This window comes from Archangium sp. (assembly GCF_057119385.1).
The window spans coordinates 1-15,216 of record NZ_DBNGVP010000227.1 but is presented as its reverse complement, the minus strand read 5'-3'; the positions used below and the strand labels follow the sequence as shown (position 1 = coordinate 15,216).

Below are 15,216 nucleotides of genomic sequence, written 5' to 3'. Positions count from 1 at the left end.
AGTTCATCTCAGACTCCTCTCCGCGTGCGCGCGCGGTATCCACGAGCCTCCATTACCATCGCATTCCACTCAACTTTCCTCCCGAATTGCGGTACATCCGCCCACCCTTGCTCCGATTTCACTCCAACACCCGTCAGGACGGAATGGCTCTGTCCTTCCCAGTCTCCTTCGCGCTCCCCGGTGATGTGGTGTCACCCATCACGGTGGATGGGCGGCTGTGGCCGCTATTGGTGGTGAAGCTGGGACCGAGCGCAACGATGAGGGACCTGGAGGCGTACCTGGCCGAGCGGACGGCGTACCTGGCGCGGTGCGAGCCGCACGTGTGCATCGTGGATGCGCGCGAGGTGCACATGCCGGCGGCGTGCCTGCGTCAGCGCTACTCGGAGTGGTTGCGCGAGCACGAGGCGGAGCTGCGCCGCTGGACGCTGGGCACGGCGTACATCTGCCAGACGCCCGCGGTGCAGATGATGGTGAGTGTCATGCGGCACGTGGCGCGGATGACCATGCCTTTCGTCGTCACCGGGACGATGCCGCCCGCGGCCGCCTGGGCCGCCGAGCGCTTCCAGGAAGTGGGCCTCGCGCAGGCCGCCACGCGCATCCGCGCGCAGTACGCCGTCCCCGCGAGCTGATCCGCTCGCCCGCTCCTCACCGGGTGAGCGGGCGCGCGGCCGCTCTTCGCTGTTGCCTCCACGGACGGCGGCGGGAAGAGTGGGGGCCTGTCCCTGCCGTCCCCCGGAGCCCCCCATGGCGCACCCGTCCCCTCCCGTCATCGGCATCATCGGAGGCAGCGGCCTCTATCAAATCGATGGTCTCCAGGACGTCACCTGGCGCAAGGTGGCCTCGCCCTTCGGAGAGCCCTCGGACGAGCTGTGCTTCGGCAGGCTCGAGGGCACGCAGGTGGTGTTCCTGCCGCGGCATGGACGGGGGCACCGGCTGGCGCCCTCGGACATCAACTTCCGCGCCAACCTCGACGCGCTCAAGCGGGCGGGGGTGACGGACGTGCTGTCGGTGTCGGCGGTGGGCAGCCTGCGCGAGGACCTGCCCCCCGGCACCTTCGTGGTGGTGGACCAGTTCATCGACCGGACCTTCGCGCGGACGAAGAGCTTCTTCGGCACGGGGTGCGTGGCGCACGTGTCCATGGCGAAGCCGGTGTGCACGCGGCTGGGGGACGCGGTGATGGGGGCGCTGCAGGGGCTCGGGATTCCGGCCAGGCGCGGCGGCACGTACCTGGCCATGGAGGGGCCGCAGTTCTCCACGCTCGCCGAGAGCGAGCTGTACCGGAGCTGGGGCTGCAGCGTGATTGGCATGACGAACATGCCCGAGGCCAAGCTCGCCCGGGAGGCGGAGCTCTGCTACGCGACGGTGGCCATGGTGACGGACTTCGACTGCTGGCACCCGGGCCACGAGGCCGTCACGGTGGAGCAGGTCGTCCAGGTGCTGGTGGCCAACGCGGGCAAGGCGCGCGCGCTGGTGAAGGACGTGGTGCCGAGGCTCGCCCCGCACGCGGGCCCGTGCCGCCATGGGTGCCAGACGGCGCTGGAGAACGCCCTCATCACCGCGCCCGAGGCCATGGACCCCGCGGTGCTCCAGCGGCTCGACGCCGTGGCCGGCCGGGTGCTGAAGCGCTAGGGGCCCGTCGCCCGAGTCCCTCCTCCCCCGCCAACTGGAACAGGGCCCGTGCCCCTCCTCCCTCTCCCCCCGGGAGAGGGTCGGGGTGAGGGTATAGGATCTACTGTATTGCCCCCCCCTGGGCATCCCCTCGCGAGGAGACACCGCCGCATGAAGGTCCACGGAAAGCCGATGCGTACCGTCTGGGTCGAGGCCGACGGCTGGTCGGTGGGAATCATCGATCAGACGCACCTGCCGCACGCCCTGGTGACGCTGCGGCTCACGACGCTCGACGAGACGGCGCACGCCATCCGCTCCATGCAGGTGCGAGGGGCGCCGCTGATCGGCGCGGTGGCGGCGTACGGGGTGTGCCTGGGACTGCGCGGGGACGCCTCGGACGAGGCGCTCGAGCGGACGTGCGCGCTGCTGCGGGAGACGCGGCCCACGGCGGTGAACCTGCGCTGGGCGCTGGACGAGATGCGCCGGACGCTGCGGCCGGTGCCTCCGGGACAGCGGGTGGCGGTGGCGTACCGGCGAGCGGCGGCCATCGCGGACGAGGACGTGGCCATCAACCGGGCCATCGGCGAGCACGGGCTGGGGCTCATCGAATCGGCGTGGGAGCGCAAGGGCCGGCGGGGACGGGTGAACGTGCTGACGCACTGCAACGCGGGCTGGCTGGCGACGGTGGACTGGGGCACGGCGCTCTCACCCATCTACCAGGCGTACGACAAAGGCATTCCGGTGCACGTCTGGGTGGACGAGACGCGGCCGCGCAACCAGGGCGCGAGCCTGACGGCGTGGGAGCTGGGGCAGCACGGCGTTCCGCACACCGTCATCGTGGACAACATGGGCGGACACCTGATGCAGCACGGGCAGGTGGACCTGTGCATCGTGGGCACGGACCGCACGACGGCGCGGGGCGACGTGGCGAACAAGATTGGCACGTACCTGAAGGCGCTGGCGGCGAAGGACAACGGGGTGCCGTTCTACGTGGCGCTGCCCTCGCCGACCATCGACTGGACGCTGGAGGACGGGGTGAGGGACATCCCCATCGAGCAGCGGGATGGGCGCGAGGTGACGGACGTGAGCGGGCGGCTGCCCTCGGGCGAGGTGGTGACGGTGCGGGTGACGCCAGAGGGGAGCCCGGTGGCCAACTACGGCTTCGACGTGACGCCGGCGCGGCTGGTGACGGCACTGGTGACGGAGCGGGGCGTGTGCGCGGCCAGCACCGAGGGCCTGCTGTCGCTCTTCCCCGAGCGCCGGACGGTGAAGGAGACGGGAACGTGAGCACGGTGGGACACCTGGCGCTGCGCGAGCAGATGATCGCCACGGCGCGGCGGATGAACACGTCGGGGCTGAACCAGGGGACGAGCGGCAACCTGAGCCAGCGGGTGGAGGACGGCTTCCTGCTGACGCCCACGGGGATGGACTACGACGCGCTGGTGCCGGAAGAGCTCGTGCTGATGCGCTTCGACGGGAGCCACGAGGGGCGGCGCGCGCCGTCATCCGAGTGGCGCTTCCACCGGGACATCCTGGCGAAGCGGCCCGAGGTCGGGGCGGTGCTGCACGCGCACTCGATGTTCTGCACGACGCTGGCGTGCCTGAGGCGGGGGATACCGTCCTTCCACTACATGGTGACGGCGGCGGGAGGCGCGGACATCCGGTGCGCGCCGTACGCCACGTTCGGCACGGAGGAACTGTCACACCACGCGGTGGAGGCACTGGAGGGGCGCAAGGCATGCCTGCTGGCGAACCACGGGATGCTGGCGCTGGGGAAGGACCTGGCGGGAGCGTTCAAGCTGGCGGTGGAGGTGGAGACGCTGGCGGCCATGTACTGGCGAGCCCTGCAGGTGGGCGAGCCCGTGCTGCTCGACGCGGAGGAGATGGCGCGGGTGCAGGAGAAGTTCAAGACGTACGGGCAACAACCGGCCCTCAAGGGCTGACGAGCGGACGGCCGCGGTTCGACGAAACCGCGGCGGCGCTCAATCCGGCTTGGACTTCTGGCATGGATGACCCGCGCGAACTCCTCCGGAAGGCCTTCCCGAGCTACGGGCCGGACTGGGATGCGGCCATTGACGCAGGAGTGGACGTGTCCCTGCTCGAGGAGAATCTCCGCCTCACTCCCACCGAGCGGCTGGAGCAACTGCAGCGCATGACCGAGCTGTACGAGGCCCTGCGTCCCAAGGAAGCCGACGACGATGCAGCAGACCCTTGAGCGACCTCAGTCGTGAACGAGGATGTTCACCAACTTCCCGAATGGATCTCGCACGAAGAACCGGCGCACGCCCCAGGGCTCGTCGCACGGGCCATACTCCACGGGGACTTTCGCCTTCTTCACCCGGCGCAGCACCGCGTCCAGGTCGTCCACCTCGATCGACAGGTCCGGCACCGGAGTTCCCGAGCCCCCCTTCCGACATGAAGCTGATTTGTACCTGCATCTCCTCCTCGGAGCCGTAGGTCGCGATCCATCCCATGTCCATCAGGATGTCGAGCCCGAGGATGTCCTTGGAGAAGCGCGCGGCTTCAGCCGGTTTCGGGGTCACCACGTTGGCCACGATTCTTTTGACTCGCATGGGCGCCCGGTCGTAGCAGAGCCGCGCCGTGCCGCCCAATTCGTGCGCCGTGCCTCACGGTGCCAACCCGGGTGACGGGCACCCTCACCCAACCCATGTCCACGCGCCTCCCCGAGGGCAAGAGACGCCCTTCCTCCCTCGCACTCCCGCTCCCCGGACATGTCAGACCCATCCGTTAATGTCTTCACATCTCGACTTCTCAGGGAGGCACTTCATGAACGGACTTCCGGAGTCACCTCACGTCTCGGTGAACAAGCTGGGCCGCTACCTCACGGCGACGCCCGCGCTCCGCAAGCGGCTCATCGAGTCCCAGAAGCACCCGCCGGATCCGCAGTACCTGCGTTACCCCGAGGCCGCGTACGCCATCACCGACTTCCTGTGCCGCGGCCAGGACGAGGCCATCCTCCGTCAGCACCAGCACCGGCTGGCCACCAGCGTCTACGCGGATGACTTCGACACGCAGCGCGCCCGCCTGTGCATCGAGGCGCTCGAGCACTACCGCCGGCTGCACCCGCGGCTGGGCCTTCAGGGCGTGGTGGCCACCGAGGTGGGCGAGGAGCCGCCCGCGCTGCAGATGGCCGGCGTCACCATCCGCGTCGGGCCCCAGGTGGTGCTGCAGACGTTGGACCGCAATGGCCACAGCAAGGTGGGGGTGATGAAGCTGTATTTCTCCAAGCACCACCCGCTGGACGAGCGCTCCGGGCAGTACATCGCCACGCTGCTGCAGGCCTTCGCCGAGCAGCACCTCGGGCCGCTGGGCCCCATCGAGCCGAGGCTGGTGCGCGTGGTGGACGTGTTCGCCGGCAAGGAATACCTGCCGCCCAGGGCGCGGGTGCGCCGGCTGTGCGACGTGCAGCGCGCGTGCGAGGAGATCGCCGCCCGCTGGCCCATGCAGTGACGGGCAGCGGACGCTCGAGCCTGCCCGCCGGGCAACTTCCCCCCGGCGGCTTCCCTTGTCGTCGCGGGAAACGGTCGTTATGACTGGCTTCCTGCACGACACCGTGGAAGCCATCCTGGCAGCCACCCGGGGAGGGGCGACGGCCTTGCTCGACGCACTGTGGGAACGGAGGGCGCTGCTCGTCTCGGGCAAGGGGGGAGTGGGCAAGACGACACTCACGGCGGCCCTGGCGCGCGCGGCGGTGGCCGCGGGCCGCCGTGTGCTGCTCGCCGAGGTGGAGGTGGGCGCCGACGAGCAGGACAGCCCCTCGGCCCTGGGTGCCCTCGTCGGGGCGCCCCGCGTCTCCGGCCCCCAGGTGCACGAGGTGTCTCCGGGCCTGTCCTTCGTCCGCCTGTCCGCCGTGGAGGGCCAGCGCCTCTTCCTGCAGGACGTCTTGCCGCTGCGTGTCATGGCCGAGGCCGCCATGCGCACCCGCGCCCTGCGCCGCTTCCTCGAGGCCGCCCCCGCGCTCCGGGAGATGGGCGTCCTCTTCCAGATGCTCCACCTCATCCGCCGCATGCGCCCGGATGGCGGCCCCCAGCACCCGCTGTGCCTCCTGGACCTGCCGGCCACCGGCCATGCGCTGGCCATCGCCGCGCTGCCGGACACGCTGCTGTCCCTCATTCCCGGCGGGCCCATCGGCCGCTCGGTGCGCGAGGGGCTCAACCTGCTGAGGGACCCCCAGCTCACCGGGGCCCTGCTCGTCACCCTGCCCGAGCCCCTGCCCGTCAGTGAGACGCTGGAATTGGCCACCGCCATCCAGCGCCACCGCATTCCCATCGCCGCGGGCGTGCTCAACCGCATGCCGGACAACCCCTTCTCGCCGGACGGGCGCGCCGCGGTGGAGCGGCTGCTGGGCGAGCACGGGCCCCACCTGGGACAGCGCGCGCTGGGGCGGTTGGATCGGGCCCGCGAGGCCCAGGCCCGGCTGGCCGGCAACCTCCCGGCGCCCCTGCTCACCGTGCCCGAGCTGCCCGGCACCGGCCCGGAGCTGGTGCAGCGGCTCGCCACGCACCTGGCCCGTCCCACCGTCCACCCCGCGTCCGCGCCCCGGAGCGAGCGCGCCGGAGCCCCCTCATGAGCCTCCAGTCCCTGCTGCGGGAGAAGCGTGTCGTCGTGCTGTGTGGCGCGGGCGGCGTGGGGAAGACGACGACGGCGGCGGCGCTCGGCGTGGCGGCGGCGCGCGCGGGCCGCAAGGTGCTGGTGCTGACCATCGACCCGGCGCGGCGGCTCGCCGAGGCCATGGGCCTGGCCGAGGGCGGCGCGGAGCCCACCCCCATTGCCCCCGAGCGTCTCTTCGCGGGCCAGACGCCCGGCCCGGGCCGGCTGGACGTGTGGATGTTGGACCCGCGCGTCGTCTTCGAGCGCTTCGTGCGGCGGCTGTCGCCCTCGCCCGAGGCGGCGCGCACCATTTTGGAGAACCGCCTCTACCGCTTCCTGTCGGACCTGGTGGCGGGCATGCAGGAGTACGCGGCGGCCGAGGCGCTGGACCATTTCCTGGACGAGGGCCACTACGAGCTCATCGTCCTGGACACGCCGCCGAGCCGCCACGCCCTGGACTTCCTGGAGGCCCCGGGCCGGCTGGCGCGCTTCCTGGATGACAGAATCGTCTCCCTCTTCCTGCCGGAGGAGAAGGGACGGGGCGGGAGGCTGTGGCGCAAGACGTCGCAGCTGGTGGGCAACGTGCTGGGGAGCATCTTCGGCGAGAGCTTCACGCAGGAGATGAAGAACTTCATGGGGGCCTTCAGCGGGCTGTTCGCGGGCATCCGGCTGAGGGCGGACCGGCTGCGCTCGCGGCTGGCGTCGCCGGACGCGGCCTTCCTGCTGGTGACGTCACCGGAGGGGGCCTCGCTGCAGGAGGCGGCCTTCTTCCGGGACATGCTGAAGGAGAAGGGGCTGCCCTTCGCGGGCTTCGTGCTCAACCGGAGCTGGGCACGCGAGGACGGGCTGACGTCCCCCGAGGAGCTGCTGCGGCACGTGGAGGACGCGGGCGCGGCGCGAGACGGGGTGGAGGCGCTCATCCGCCTGGCGGACCTGGAGCGGGCGCGTGCCGAGGCCCACCGGGGCGTGCTCGCGCGGCTCGCGGAGAAGCTGCCCGCGGGCGCCGTGGCGGTGGCCGCTCCCGAGGCCGGGGGCGAGCTGGAGGACTTCGGCGGCCTGGTGCGCCTGGGCGAGGCGCTCGCCACCCCCTGAGGCAAGCCCGTCCCCGGGGACAGCGCGGGTGTCCGGAGCCGGGCACTCGGTGGGGGCGCGCATGCCCGGGGGCCGACAGCCGGGCGCGCCGTGCCCCCCGGGCCCCTTGGAGGAAGCCGGGTGCGTGCCGAGCCTCCGGCGGCACACACATCCAGGAGGTCGCAGCCCCATGGCCCAGAGGCACACCGATGATGGCCGGGACACCCCGGTCCGCAGCACGCCGCCCAACGGTACACACGCCGAGCGCGAGCGCCGCGCCGCGGAGGCTCCGCCGGGCTCGCGCGAGCGCTCCGAGTCCGATGTCACCGGCTGGAGCACCGAGCGGGACGAGCCCCCCGAGGTGAGGGAAGGCCGCTTCCACCGCGCCGCCCAGCTGCGCATGGCCCAGCCGCGCACCGAGCAGGGCGCTCCACCGCCCGAGGACGACACGCGCTTCGAGCGGCCTCCCCAGCGCCGCGGCCTCTTCCACCGGGGCCGGGGCCGTCCCGCCGAGCGTCCCGCGGGCTTCACCGCCAGCGTCCCCCACGGCCCCTACGGCCGGGATGATCGCAACGCGGAGGACGCCGTGGGCATGGGCTCGGGGCCGCTGCTGGGCGAGCAGGAGCGCTTCCACTCGCTGGACGACGAGCATCCGCCGCGCGAGTACCGGCCGTGGGACCGCTCGGGCACCGGCTACGAGCGGAGCGAGCGGGCCCCGTACGAGGAGCGGGACGAGCGCATGATGCGGACGGGGGCGCAGCACGTGCCTCGCGAGCTGCGCGGCCCGGAGTCGCGGTGGCACGCGGAGCGCGTGCGCGAGGACCGGCCGGGCGCGGAGCAGCGCGCGGGCACGGGTGAGGTGTACTCGGACCTGATGGGCATGAGCCAGACGGGGGTGCCGCGCACCGAGCCGCAGCGCCGGGGCCGGTGGAAGCGCGAGCCGTTGAACGCGCGGGAGATCATGACGCGCACCGTGAAGAGCGCGCAGCTGGACAGCAGCCTGCGCGAGGTGGCGCGCATCATGAAGGACGAGGACTGCGGGGTGGTGCCGGTGGTGGATGGGCAGGGCCGGCTGCGAGGACTCATCACGGACCGGGACCTGGTCATCCGCACGCTGGCCGAGGGACGGCCGCCGGACAACATGCACGCCCGGGACATCATGACGGATGACGTGGAGGTGGTGACGCCGGACGAGGACATCCACGGCATCATCGCGTTGATGGGGCGGCGGCAGGTGCGGCGCGTGCCGGTGGTGGAGCGGGACGATCGGCTGGTGGGGATCATCTCGATGGCGGACATCGCCACGCGGGCCGACTACGACCAGGAGCTGCAGGACGCGCTGGACCACATCTCGGCGCGGCGCTCGTTCTGGAGCCGGCTCTACTAGGGTTGGATCCTCCCCTCTCCCCCCGGGAGAGGGAAAGGGTGAGGGTGTCCGTCCCCGTGTTCCCCACGGTGGGCCGGGGCGAGGGGCAACCTGGTTGTTCCAGATACCCTCACCCCGTCCCTCTCCCGAAGGGAGAGGGGAAAGTGGCTACACGATGGCCACGGTGACGCCCGTGGAGTCGCTCGTCACGGTGAACTTCTTGAGATTGCCCGTCGCGAGCGCGGGACCCGCCGTCACCTCGCCCGTCTTGGTGAAGCGCGACTGGTGGCAATCGCAGAAGAGATCGTCTTCCGCCTCCCGGAACTCCACGGGGCACTGCCGGTGGGTGCAGATGGAGTCCACCGCCGCGTACGTCCCACCCGCGAGCGCGAAGACGAAGATGAGCGTGCCGTAGCCGCCCGGCGTGCCCTGCACCCGGCCTCCCGCCGTCTGGAGCTGGGGGAACTGCGCGAAGGGGAAGAAGATCTTCCCATCCACCACGGAGGGGAAGCCCTCCTCGCCGGCCGCGAAGTCGATGGTCAGCTCGTCCGTGTCCGAGTCGTAGCTCGAGGAGAACTGCCTCAGCGGCGAGCGGGCGGGCGGATGCGTCACCGTGCCGTCCAGCGCGAAGCGCGACAGGTGGCACGGGCAGATGGCCTCGTTCTTCTCGAAGCCCAGCGGGCACCCCGAGTGCGTGCAGAGGCTGGAGAGCACCACGTACTGGGTGCCCTGCGGGTGCGTGACGAGCACCTGCGGCTCACCGTTCACGCGCAGCGTGATGGCGCCGCCCGGACGCGACAGGTCCGGGTAGCGGCTCACGGTCAACACCACGCGCCTGTTCGCGTCCTTCTCCGCGTTCACCAAGGGCGCGGGATCGATATCCGGCGCGCACCCGGCCAGCCCCGTGGCCGCCGCGCCCGCGCCCGCGCCCACCAGTCCCTTCAGGAATCCCCGGCGATCGGTGCTCACTTCCCCTCCTGAAGCTGGAACTTCGTCTCCAGGTCGAGCGCATCGTCCACCTTCACCATCAGCAGCGAGGGGCGCTCCACCTTGAAGTCCTCCAGGCTGATCTGGAAGTTGCCCGTGGCCGTCACGTCCTTGGCCGAGGTGAACACCACCTTGAGCGGAACCTCCACGGGCTGCTTCACGCCGTGGAAGGTGAGCTGGCCCTTGAGCGCCACCGTCTGCTCCGCGGGGAACGTGGTGGGCACCTTCACGCCACTGGCCGTGCCCTTGAACTCGATGGTGGGGAACTTGGGCTCCTCGGTGGCCTCCTTCATGTGGGCATCCCGGTTGGAGTTGCCCGAGTCGAAGTCGGCCACGTTGGCGCGCACGGCCACCTGCAGGGTGCCGTCCGGCATCAACCGCGCCTTGCCCTCGGTGGGGCGCGCCGTGCCCTCCACCACGTGCAGCTTGTGCTTGAGACGGTACGTCAGCGAGCTGTCCGCGGACTTCACCGAGTACATGCGCGGCGCCGCGGCGGGAGCCGCCTCCTGCGCGAGCGCGGACGTGGACAGGAACAGCGTGGCCAGCACGGCCAGGGACGAGCGTTTCATGATGAGAGAGCCTCCGGGAGTCTCGACGCGTACGCCTGTTTGTGTATTCAGAAGACGATCATCAGGGCGCCCGCGCCAACGGCACCCAGCGTCGCATACCCCACCACCTGGTGCGCCGTGGCCAGGTCCACCTGGGACAGCTTCCCTTCCTGGCTCCCCGTCACCAGGCCGAGCACCACCTGCGTGAGCATGCCGGCGGTGGCCAGCGACACGAAGACCTTGTGCAGGGTGATGGTGTCCAGGCGCAGCTCCTTCTTGAAGGGCGTGGGCGCGAACAGGCCGAGCAGGCCCGTGCCGGCAAACAGGCTGCTGCTGCCGATCACCAGGCCCGTGTGCCAGGCGTCGAAGCGGCCCGTGTCGCCGCCGCCACGGTAGCGATCATTGAAGTGCAGCTGCCCCACCACGATGGTGGCCGCCAGCGTCGTCAGCGTGGCGAGCCCCAACCCCTGGTGGACCGTCAGCATGGTGCGGCGCGTGGCGATGGCCTTCTCCAGCGCGGGGTCCACCAGGCGCGGCGACTCGGCGGCCGGCGAGGGCTCGAGCAGATCGAAGTCCATGTCCGGCTCCTCGCTCTGCTGCACCGGAGCATCGGCCGGCCGCGTCTCGGCGGGCTTCGTCTCGGTGGGCGCGGGCGCGGCGGGCTGCTGCTCCGCGGGCTTGGACTCGGTGGACTTCCGGGACGTCTGCGTCGGCGCGGCCTTCTTCTTCCCAGCGGCGAAGGCACTCGAGGGAGGGGCGGCGACGAGCAGGACCAACAAGGCGACGGCGGTGCGGGACATCTCTTCCCCTTGGTCAGGAAAGCAACAGTCCCAGTATGCGCCAGGCCGCGCCGCGTTACATGACGAGATATTTCCCGACGGGCCCACGCCCCGCGCTTCCACCGCCGTGAAAAAAGAGCGTGGGACTCCGTCTCACCCGGGCCCGGCTCAGGCCGGAGCGGTGGCCGGCACCTCCGAGCGCTCCGCGGTCCCCTGCGACAGCTCCTGCCCCAGCACGCGCGGATCGAAGTAGGCGTAGAAACGCGAGATGCGCTCGCCATCCCACTCGATGATGGAGACGCCCTCGTAGTCCACCGCCGCCCCGTTGTGCGCGGTGCCGCTGGACTCCCACTCGAGCGCCACGCGGTCCCCGGCTTCGATCATGTTGCGGAAGGTGGACTTCACCTGGCGCAGCATGCCCTTGTACTCGCGCCAGAAGTCGCGAGCGCCATCCCGGCCATGGAAGGTGCGCCGCGAGGCCACGTTGCTCACCTGCGCGTCGTCACTGAAGAGCTCCAGCAGGGGCTCCACGTCTCCGTTCTCCTCCAGCTTCGCCAGTGCATCCACGAAACGCTGCGCTCGCTCCATCGCCATGGGGGTCCTCACGAAGGGTCCTGATGCCTCGCACGGTGCGCATGGGTGCCCGGCGGTGCCTTCCCCACCGGTTGCCCGCCCGGCCTGCGTCCGGAGGAACCGGGCATCGGCGGCGTGCCTCCCGGCCCGGGTTCGCATCAGGCTCGGCGGTGTCCATGCAACGCCTCCGGGAAGCCCCACCCGCCGCCTCCGAGCGGGAAGCCGAGCCCCTCGCGTCCCCGCCCGCGCTCGAGCCGGTGCCGGTGCGCGAGCGGCTGGAGTTGCTGCGCCTGTCCGGCGTGCCGGCCGGCGAGGTGGAGCGCTTGCTGCTGGCGCTCTCGGGCGTGCTGGCGTGGGTCACCGCCTTCTGCCTGCATCCGCGCGAGGAACCACCGGAGGCCTGAAGCAGCACCCCTGAAAAGACAATGACCGCGGCCGAGGGGGGTTGGCCGCGGTCATCGGGCCCCCTTCGGGGGAAGGGGAGCCGTGCCGAATTCTGGAATCAGTCCATCAGGTGAGCACGTCGAGCGCGCGCTGGTAGTACTTCTGGCGATCGGCGAGCCCGTTGTAGCCGCCGTTGATGCGGCGGGTGAGCTCCTTGAAGTCGCCCGAGTCCGCGTACTTGTTCAGGTTGCGGCTGTTCCAGTACCAGGCGGCGGTGCGGAAGCCCACATCCGGGTCGGAGGCGCGCTTGGGGTTGTTCTCCAGGTCGATGCCCAGGGCCTTGCCCGCGGCGCGGTAGTTGGCGCGGCCGGTGATCTGGATGGGGCCCCGGCCCTTGAAGCGCACGCCGTCGCCGGGCTGCGTGTTGCCCAGGTCCTTGCGGCCCTCGTAGGCGGCGCCGGAGGCGATCTCCTCCATGTAGCGGAACTCACCGCTCTCGTGGGCGAGCTGCGCGAGGAAGGCGGCCTGACGCTTGGGGGTGTTGATGCCGGCCTCGGCCATGGCCTTGTTGAGGTGGGGCAGGTACTGCTCGGCCTTGGCCTGCGACAGGTTGGGCATGATCTTCCGCAGCTGCGCGAGGCTCACGCCGCCCTTGGCGCCGGGCTCGTTGCCCGGGCCGGTGACGGGGCCGGGGCCGGAGGAGCCGCCGGTGCCCCCCACGTCGGCGCCGAGCTTGTCGAAGGCGGCGCGCGTCTTGGGGCCGTAGTAGCCGGTGTTGGGCACGCCGTGGGCGGCCTGGAACTCCTTGAGGGCCGCCTCGGTTTTCGGGCCGAAGATGCCCGGGCCGGTGTTCATCTCGGCCTGGGTCATGTGGCCGAGCTTCACCAGCGCCGTCTGGAGCTGCTTCACGGCCTCGCCCTTGGCGCCCTTCTCGAGGTCACCGCCGGGCAGGTCCAGGCCCTTGATGGAGGCGTTGCCGCCCGAGGGCTTGGTGGGCGCCGCGGGGGCGCTGCCACCGCCGGCCGGAGCGGTGCCCGGACGGGGGTTGCCGCCCGAGAAGGTCACCAGCTCACCGGTGCTCTTGTAGTTGCTGGGGCCGCCGACGAGCTTGCCGCCCTGGAGCTTGAGGGAGATCTCCTTGCCGGTGGCGGGGTCGTTGGCGAAGTAGGTGTTGCCCTCGCGGCGGGTGACGGCGACCCAGTGGTCGGTGCCGTTGGAGCCGCCGTTGGAGCCGGCCTTGTAGTCCACGCCGATGACGACGGGGCGGCCCGCGTCGATCTGCTTGTTGATGGTGTCCATGCTCCAGCCGGGCTTGCTGGCGCCCAGGCCGCCCATCTTGGCGGCCTGGCCCCAGATGAGGCCGTTGCCGGCGTAGCCGCCGTTCTTGTCGAGGTACGCGTCGAGCTCGCCGGGGTTGATGACCTTGCCGGTGATCTTGCTCATGGCCATGGCGGTGGAGGTCATGGCGCAGCCGGCGGCGGAGATGGAGGAGCCGGTGCCGAGGGAGCGGCCGCCCCACTGGGCATCGCCCTGCTTGAAGATGGGGGTGCCATCGGCCGAGGTGGGGAACTGACGGCCGTCGTCATCGCGAGCGGGACCGGCGCGGCCGCTGGAGGAGGCGGCGGGAGCCTGGTTGAAGGTGTCACCACCCCCCTGGGAGGGGCGGCTGGTGGAGGGCCGCTCGAAGCTGTCGGGGAGCTTGAGCTTCTGGCCCACCGAGATGGTGTTCACGTCCTTGATGTTGTTGGCCTTGGCCAGCTTGTCGACGGTGGTGTTGTACTGCTTGGCGAGGGCCGACAGGGTGTCGCCGCGGCGAACGGTGTGGACGGACACGGGGGACTCCGGAAGAGGGGAAGAAGGACAGCGATGACCTATTCTCGCGCGAAGCGAAAAAAGGTTGCTGGGGGGTCGGAAAAAAGCGGTGAACCCATACCCGGAGTGCGCAAGGGCCCGGGAAACAGGGGCGGAAACGCACGGGGGGAGCGAGTTGACGGGCTACGGGCGCGTCACGCACCGCATCCGGACCGAGCCGGGTTTCGCCGGGCGGGTGCGCAGATCGCAGACCTGGGGCTCGGGGCAGGGCGACTGCTGGCAGTTCACCCCATGGACCACGGCGCAGACCGAGACGCCCTGGTCGAAGCGGATGCACGCCTGACCGGGAGGGCAGCCCCGCGCCTCACAGGTCGGAAGACAGGAGGGGCCTTCGGGTCCGCCCACGGACGGGCAGAAGAACCCCTCGGGGCAACTCTCCGGATCGTCCGGCCGGCAGGAGCGGCCACACCACTCGTTGCAGAGCAGGCCTGGAGCGCAGGCGCTCGCGTAACGCTTCGACTGCGGCGCACAGCCCTCTCCCTCGCGCCTGTTTCCCTCCAGCGCGCACTGCTTCAGCAGCTCTCCGCCCCAGGTCTCCAGGGTCCGGCAGACGAAACCCTCCCGGCATTGGGAGTCCGTCGTGCACTCGCTGTCCGTGCAGTAGAGGCTCACGCGGTTCGTGTCGAAGAGGCAGGCGAGGGGTGGGTCACAGTCGGTGCTTCGATTGCAGGGCTTGCTCCAGGTGGGACGCTCGCGGCGCTGCTCCCAGGAGAGCATGGGCACCACGGCCTTCGCCAGTTGGGGGACGGGCTGGGGCCGTGACACGCGCCAGTGGCTGGTGACGACGGCCACGAGCGGCACTGGCAGCAGCAGGACCCCCAGGAGCGCGGCCATGGCCCGCCACTTCACCATTCCAATCGAACCTCCCCTGCCGGACGCATGTGAACAAGCCGTGCTGGCTAGGAGTACCTATATAGCAAGTCAGATGGGCATGGGTCACTTCTCACGTCATGCAGTGTCTCCTGAGAGGTGTCTGACACCTCGACTGGGACACGAGAGGGATGCCACTGCCCTTGGCCCGCCGAATGCTTCAGCGCGGCTGGTATGTCTGGACCGCACGACCTCTTCGCCCGCTACACCTTCGGCCATCCCGAGCGGGCCGCCGCTGAACTGCGCGCCGTCTTGCCCGCACACGTCGTCTCCGAAGTGGACTGGTCATCCCTGCGGCGGGAGCCCGTCAGCGTGGTGGACCCGGAGCTGCGCCAGACCGAGAGCGACCTGCTCTTCTCGGCGCGCCTGCGCTCGGGACAACCCCTGCTGCTCTACGTCCTGCTCGAACACCAGTCCTCGGTGGACGTCGCGAAGACGCAAACCAGAAAAACCTCATCCGCTTCTCGCTCCACCGCCGGGTCTTCAAGCGCGCCAGGCGCCCATCTTCTTCGTGCGTAGCCAATCGGCCAGGCAGCCTCTGCTCTCA

18 protein-coding genes are annotated in these 15,216 nt (G+C 70.7%); 11 read left to right on the top strand and 7 right to left on the bottom strand.

Annotated elements, in window-relative coordinates; all coding sequences use genetic code 11:
* The first annotated feature begins 143 nt into the window (after positions 1-143).
* The 5 genes from AC16DP_RS50930 to AC16DP_RS50910 all read left to right on the top strand — a co-directional run bounded on the left by AC16DP_RS50930 (position 144) and on the right by AC16DP_RS50910 (position 3,823).
* Positions 144-629: a hypothetical protein gene (locus AC16DP_RS50930; protein WP_329733469.1), complete on the top strand. Its 486-nt coding sequence runs from the start codon at positions 144-146 to the stop codon at positions 627-629.
* A gap of 115 nt (positions 630-744) precedes the next feature.
* Positions 745-1,629: an S-methyl-5'-thioadenosine phosphorylase gene (locus AC16DP_RS50925; protein ID WP_329733468.1), complete on the top strand. Its 885-nt coding sequence runs from the start codon at positions 745-747 to the stop codon at positions 1,627-1,629.
* Between the two features lie 150 nt (positions 1,630-1,779).
* Entirely contained in the window at positions 1,780-2,895 is a 1,116-nt protein-coding gene (gene mtnA, locus AC16DP_RS50920) for an S-methyl-5-thioribose-1-phosphate isomerase (protein WP_329733467.1), read from the top strand.
* A gap of 32 nt (positions 2,896-2,927) precedes the next feature.
* A complete protein-coding gene (locus AC16DP_RS50915) occupies positions 2,928-3,551 on the top strand; it encodes a class II aldolase/adducin family protein (RefSeq protein ID WP_329733545.1) in 624 nt (207 codons plus the stop codon).
* A 62-nt stretch (positions 3,552-3,613) separates the two neighbouring features.
* Positions 3,614-3,823 (top strand): hypothetical protein, encoded by a 210-nt coding sequence (locus AC16DP_RS50910; RefSeq protein WP_329733466.1) that lies wholly within the window; start codon positions 3,614-3,616, stop codon positions 3,821-3,823.
* Positions 3,824-3,829: 6 nt separating this feature from the next.
* On the opposite strand, the gene AC16DP_RS50905 is transcribed toward AC16DP_RS50910, so the two are convergent.
* Entirely contained in the window at positions 3,830-3,997 is a 168-nt protein-coding gene (locus AC16DP_RS50905) for a VOC family protein (protein ID WP_329733465.1), read from the bottom strand.
* A 398-nt stretch (positions 3,998-4,395) separates the two neighbouring features.
* Between AC16DP_RS50905 and AC16DP_RS50900 the strand changes: the two genes are divergently transcribed.
* From AC16DP_RS50900 to AC16DP_RS50885, 4 genes are all read left to right on the top strand, one after another.
* The gene (locus tag AC16DP_RS50900) at positions 4,396-5,079 is read left to right on the top strand and encodes a hypothetical protein (RefSeq protein ID WP_329733464.1); all 684 of its coding nucleotides are present in this window, start codon (positions 4,396-4,398) and stop codon (positions 5,077-5,079) included.
* Between the two features lie 145 nt (positions 5,080-5,224).
* Positions 5,225-6,199, top strand: a complete 975-nt coding sequence (locus AC16DP_RS50895) for an ArsA-related P-loop ATPase (protein WP_329733463.1) — start codon at positions 5,225-5,227, stop codon at positions 6,197-6,199.
* A complete protein-coding gene (locus AC16DP_RS50890; RefSeq protein ID WP_329733462.1) occupies positions 6,196-7,311 on the top strand; it encodes an ArsA family ATPase in 1,116 nt (371 codons plus the stop codon). Before AC16DP_RS50895 ends, AC16DP_RS50890 begins: the two co-directional genes overlap by 4 nt.
* Positions 7,312-7,480: 169 nt before the next feature.
* The gene (locus AC16DP_RS50885; RefSeq protein WP_329733461.1) at positions 7,481-8,677 is read left to right on the top strand and encodes a CBS domain-containing protein; all 1,197 of its coding nucleotides are present in this window, start codon (positions 7,481-7,483) and stop codon (positions 8,675-8,677) included.
* Positions 8,678-8,824: 147 nt separating this feature from the next.
* Here AC16DP_RS50885 and AC16DP_RS50880 read toward each other — a convergent pair whose 3' ends face one another.
* The 4 genes from AC16DP_RS50880 to AC16DP_RS50865 form a co-directional block, all read right to left on the bottom strand.
* Entirely contained in the window at positions 8,825-9,625 is an 801-nt protein-coding gene (locus AC16DP_RS50880; protein WP_329733460.1) for a QcrA and Rieske domain-containing protein, read from the bottom strand.
* Entirely contained in the window at positions 9,622-10,212 is a 591-nt protein-coding gene (locus tag AC16DP_RS50875) for a YceI family protein (protein WP_329733459.1), read from the bottom strand. Before AC16DP_RS50875 ends, AC16DP_RS50880 begins: the two co-directional genes overlap by 4 nt.
* Before the next feature lie 47 nt (positions 10,213-10,259).
* Entirely contained in the window at positions 10,260-10,991 is a 732-nt protein-coding gene (locus tag AC16DP_RS50870; protein ID WP_329733458.1) for a hypothetical protein, read from the bottom strand.
* 147 nt (positions 10,992-11,138) lie between these two features.
* Complete coding sequence (locus AC16DP_RS50865) at positions 11,139-11,564, bottom strand: nuclear transport factor 2 family protein (protein ID WP_329733457.1); 426 nt, start codon at positions 11,562-11,564, stop codon at positions 11,139-11,141.
* A gap of 155 nt (positions 11,565-11,719) precedes the next feature.
* Here AC16DP_RS50865 and AC16DP_RS50860 point away from each other — a divergent pair, with 155 nt between their 5' ends.
* Positions 11,720-11,947, top strand: coding sequence for a hypothetical protein (locus AC16DP_RS50860; RefSeq protein ID WP_329733456.1), 228 nt, complete (start codon positions 11,720-11,722; stop codon positions 11,945-11,947).
* A gap of 106 nt (positions 11,948-12,053) precedes the next feature.
* Here AC16DP_RS50860 and AC16DP_RS50855 read toward each other — a convergent pair whose 3' ends face one another.
* Together AC16DP_RS50855 and AC16DP_RS50850 are read right to left on the bottom strand one after the other, a co-directional pair.
* Entirely contained in the window at positions 12,054-13,760 is a 1,707-nt protein-coding gene (locus AC16DP_RS50855) for a LysM peptidoglycan-binding domain-containing protein (RefSeq protein WP_414640798.1), read from the bottom strand.
* 162 nt (positions 13,761-13,922) lie between these two features.
* Entirely contained in the window at positions 13,923-14,651 is a 729-nt protein-coding gene (locus tag AC16DP_RS50850; RefSeq protein WP_329733455.1) for a hypothetical protein, read from the bottom strand.
* Between the two features lie 192 nt (positions 14,652-14,843).
* Here AC16DP_RS50850 and AC16DP_RS50845 point away from each other — a divergent pair, with 192 nt between their 5' ends.
* Positions 14,844-15,188, top strand: coding sequence for an Rpn family recombination-promoting nuclease/putative transposase (locus AC16DP_RS50845; protein ID WP_329733454.1), 345 nt, complete (start codon positions 14,844-14,846; stop codon positions 15,186-15,188).
* Positions 15,189-15,216 lie beyond the last annotated feature (28 nt).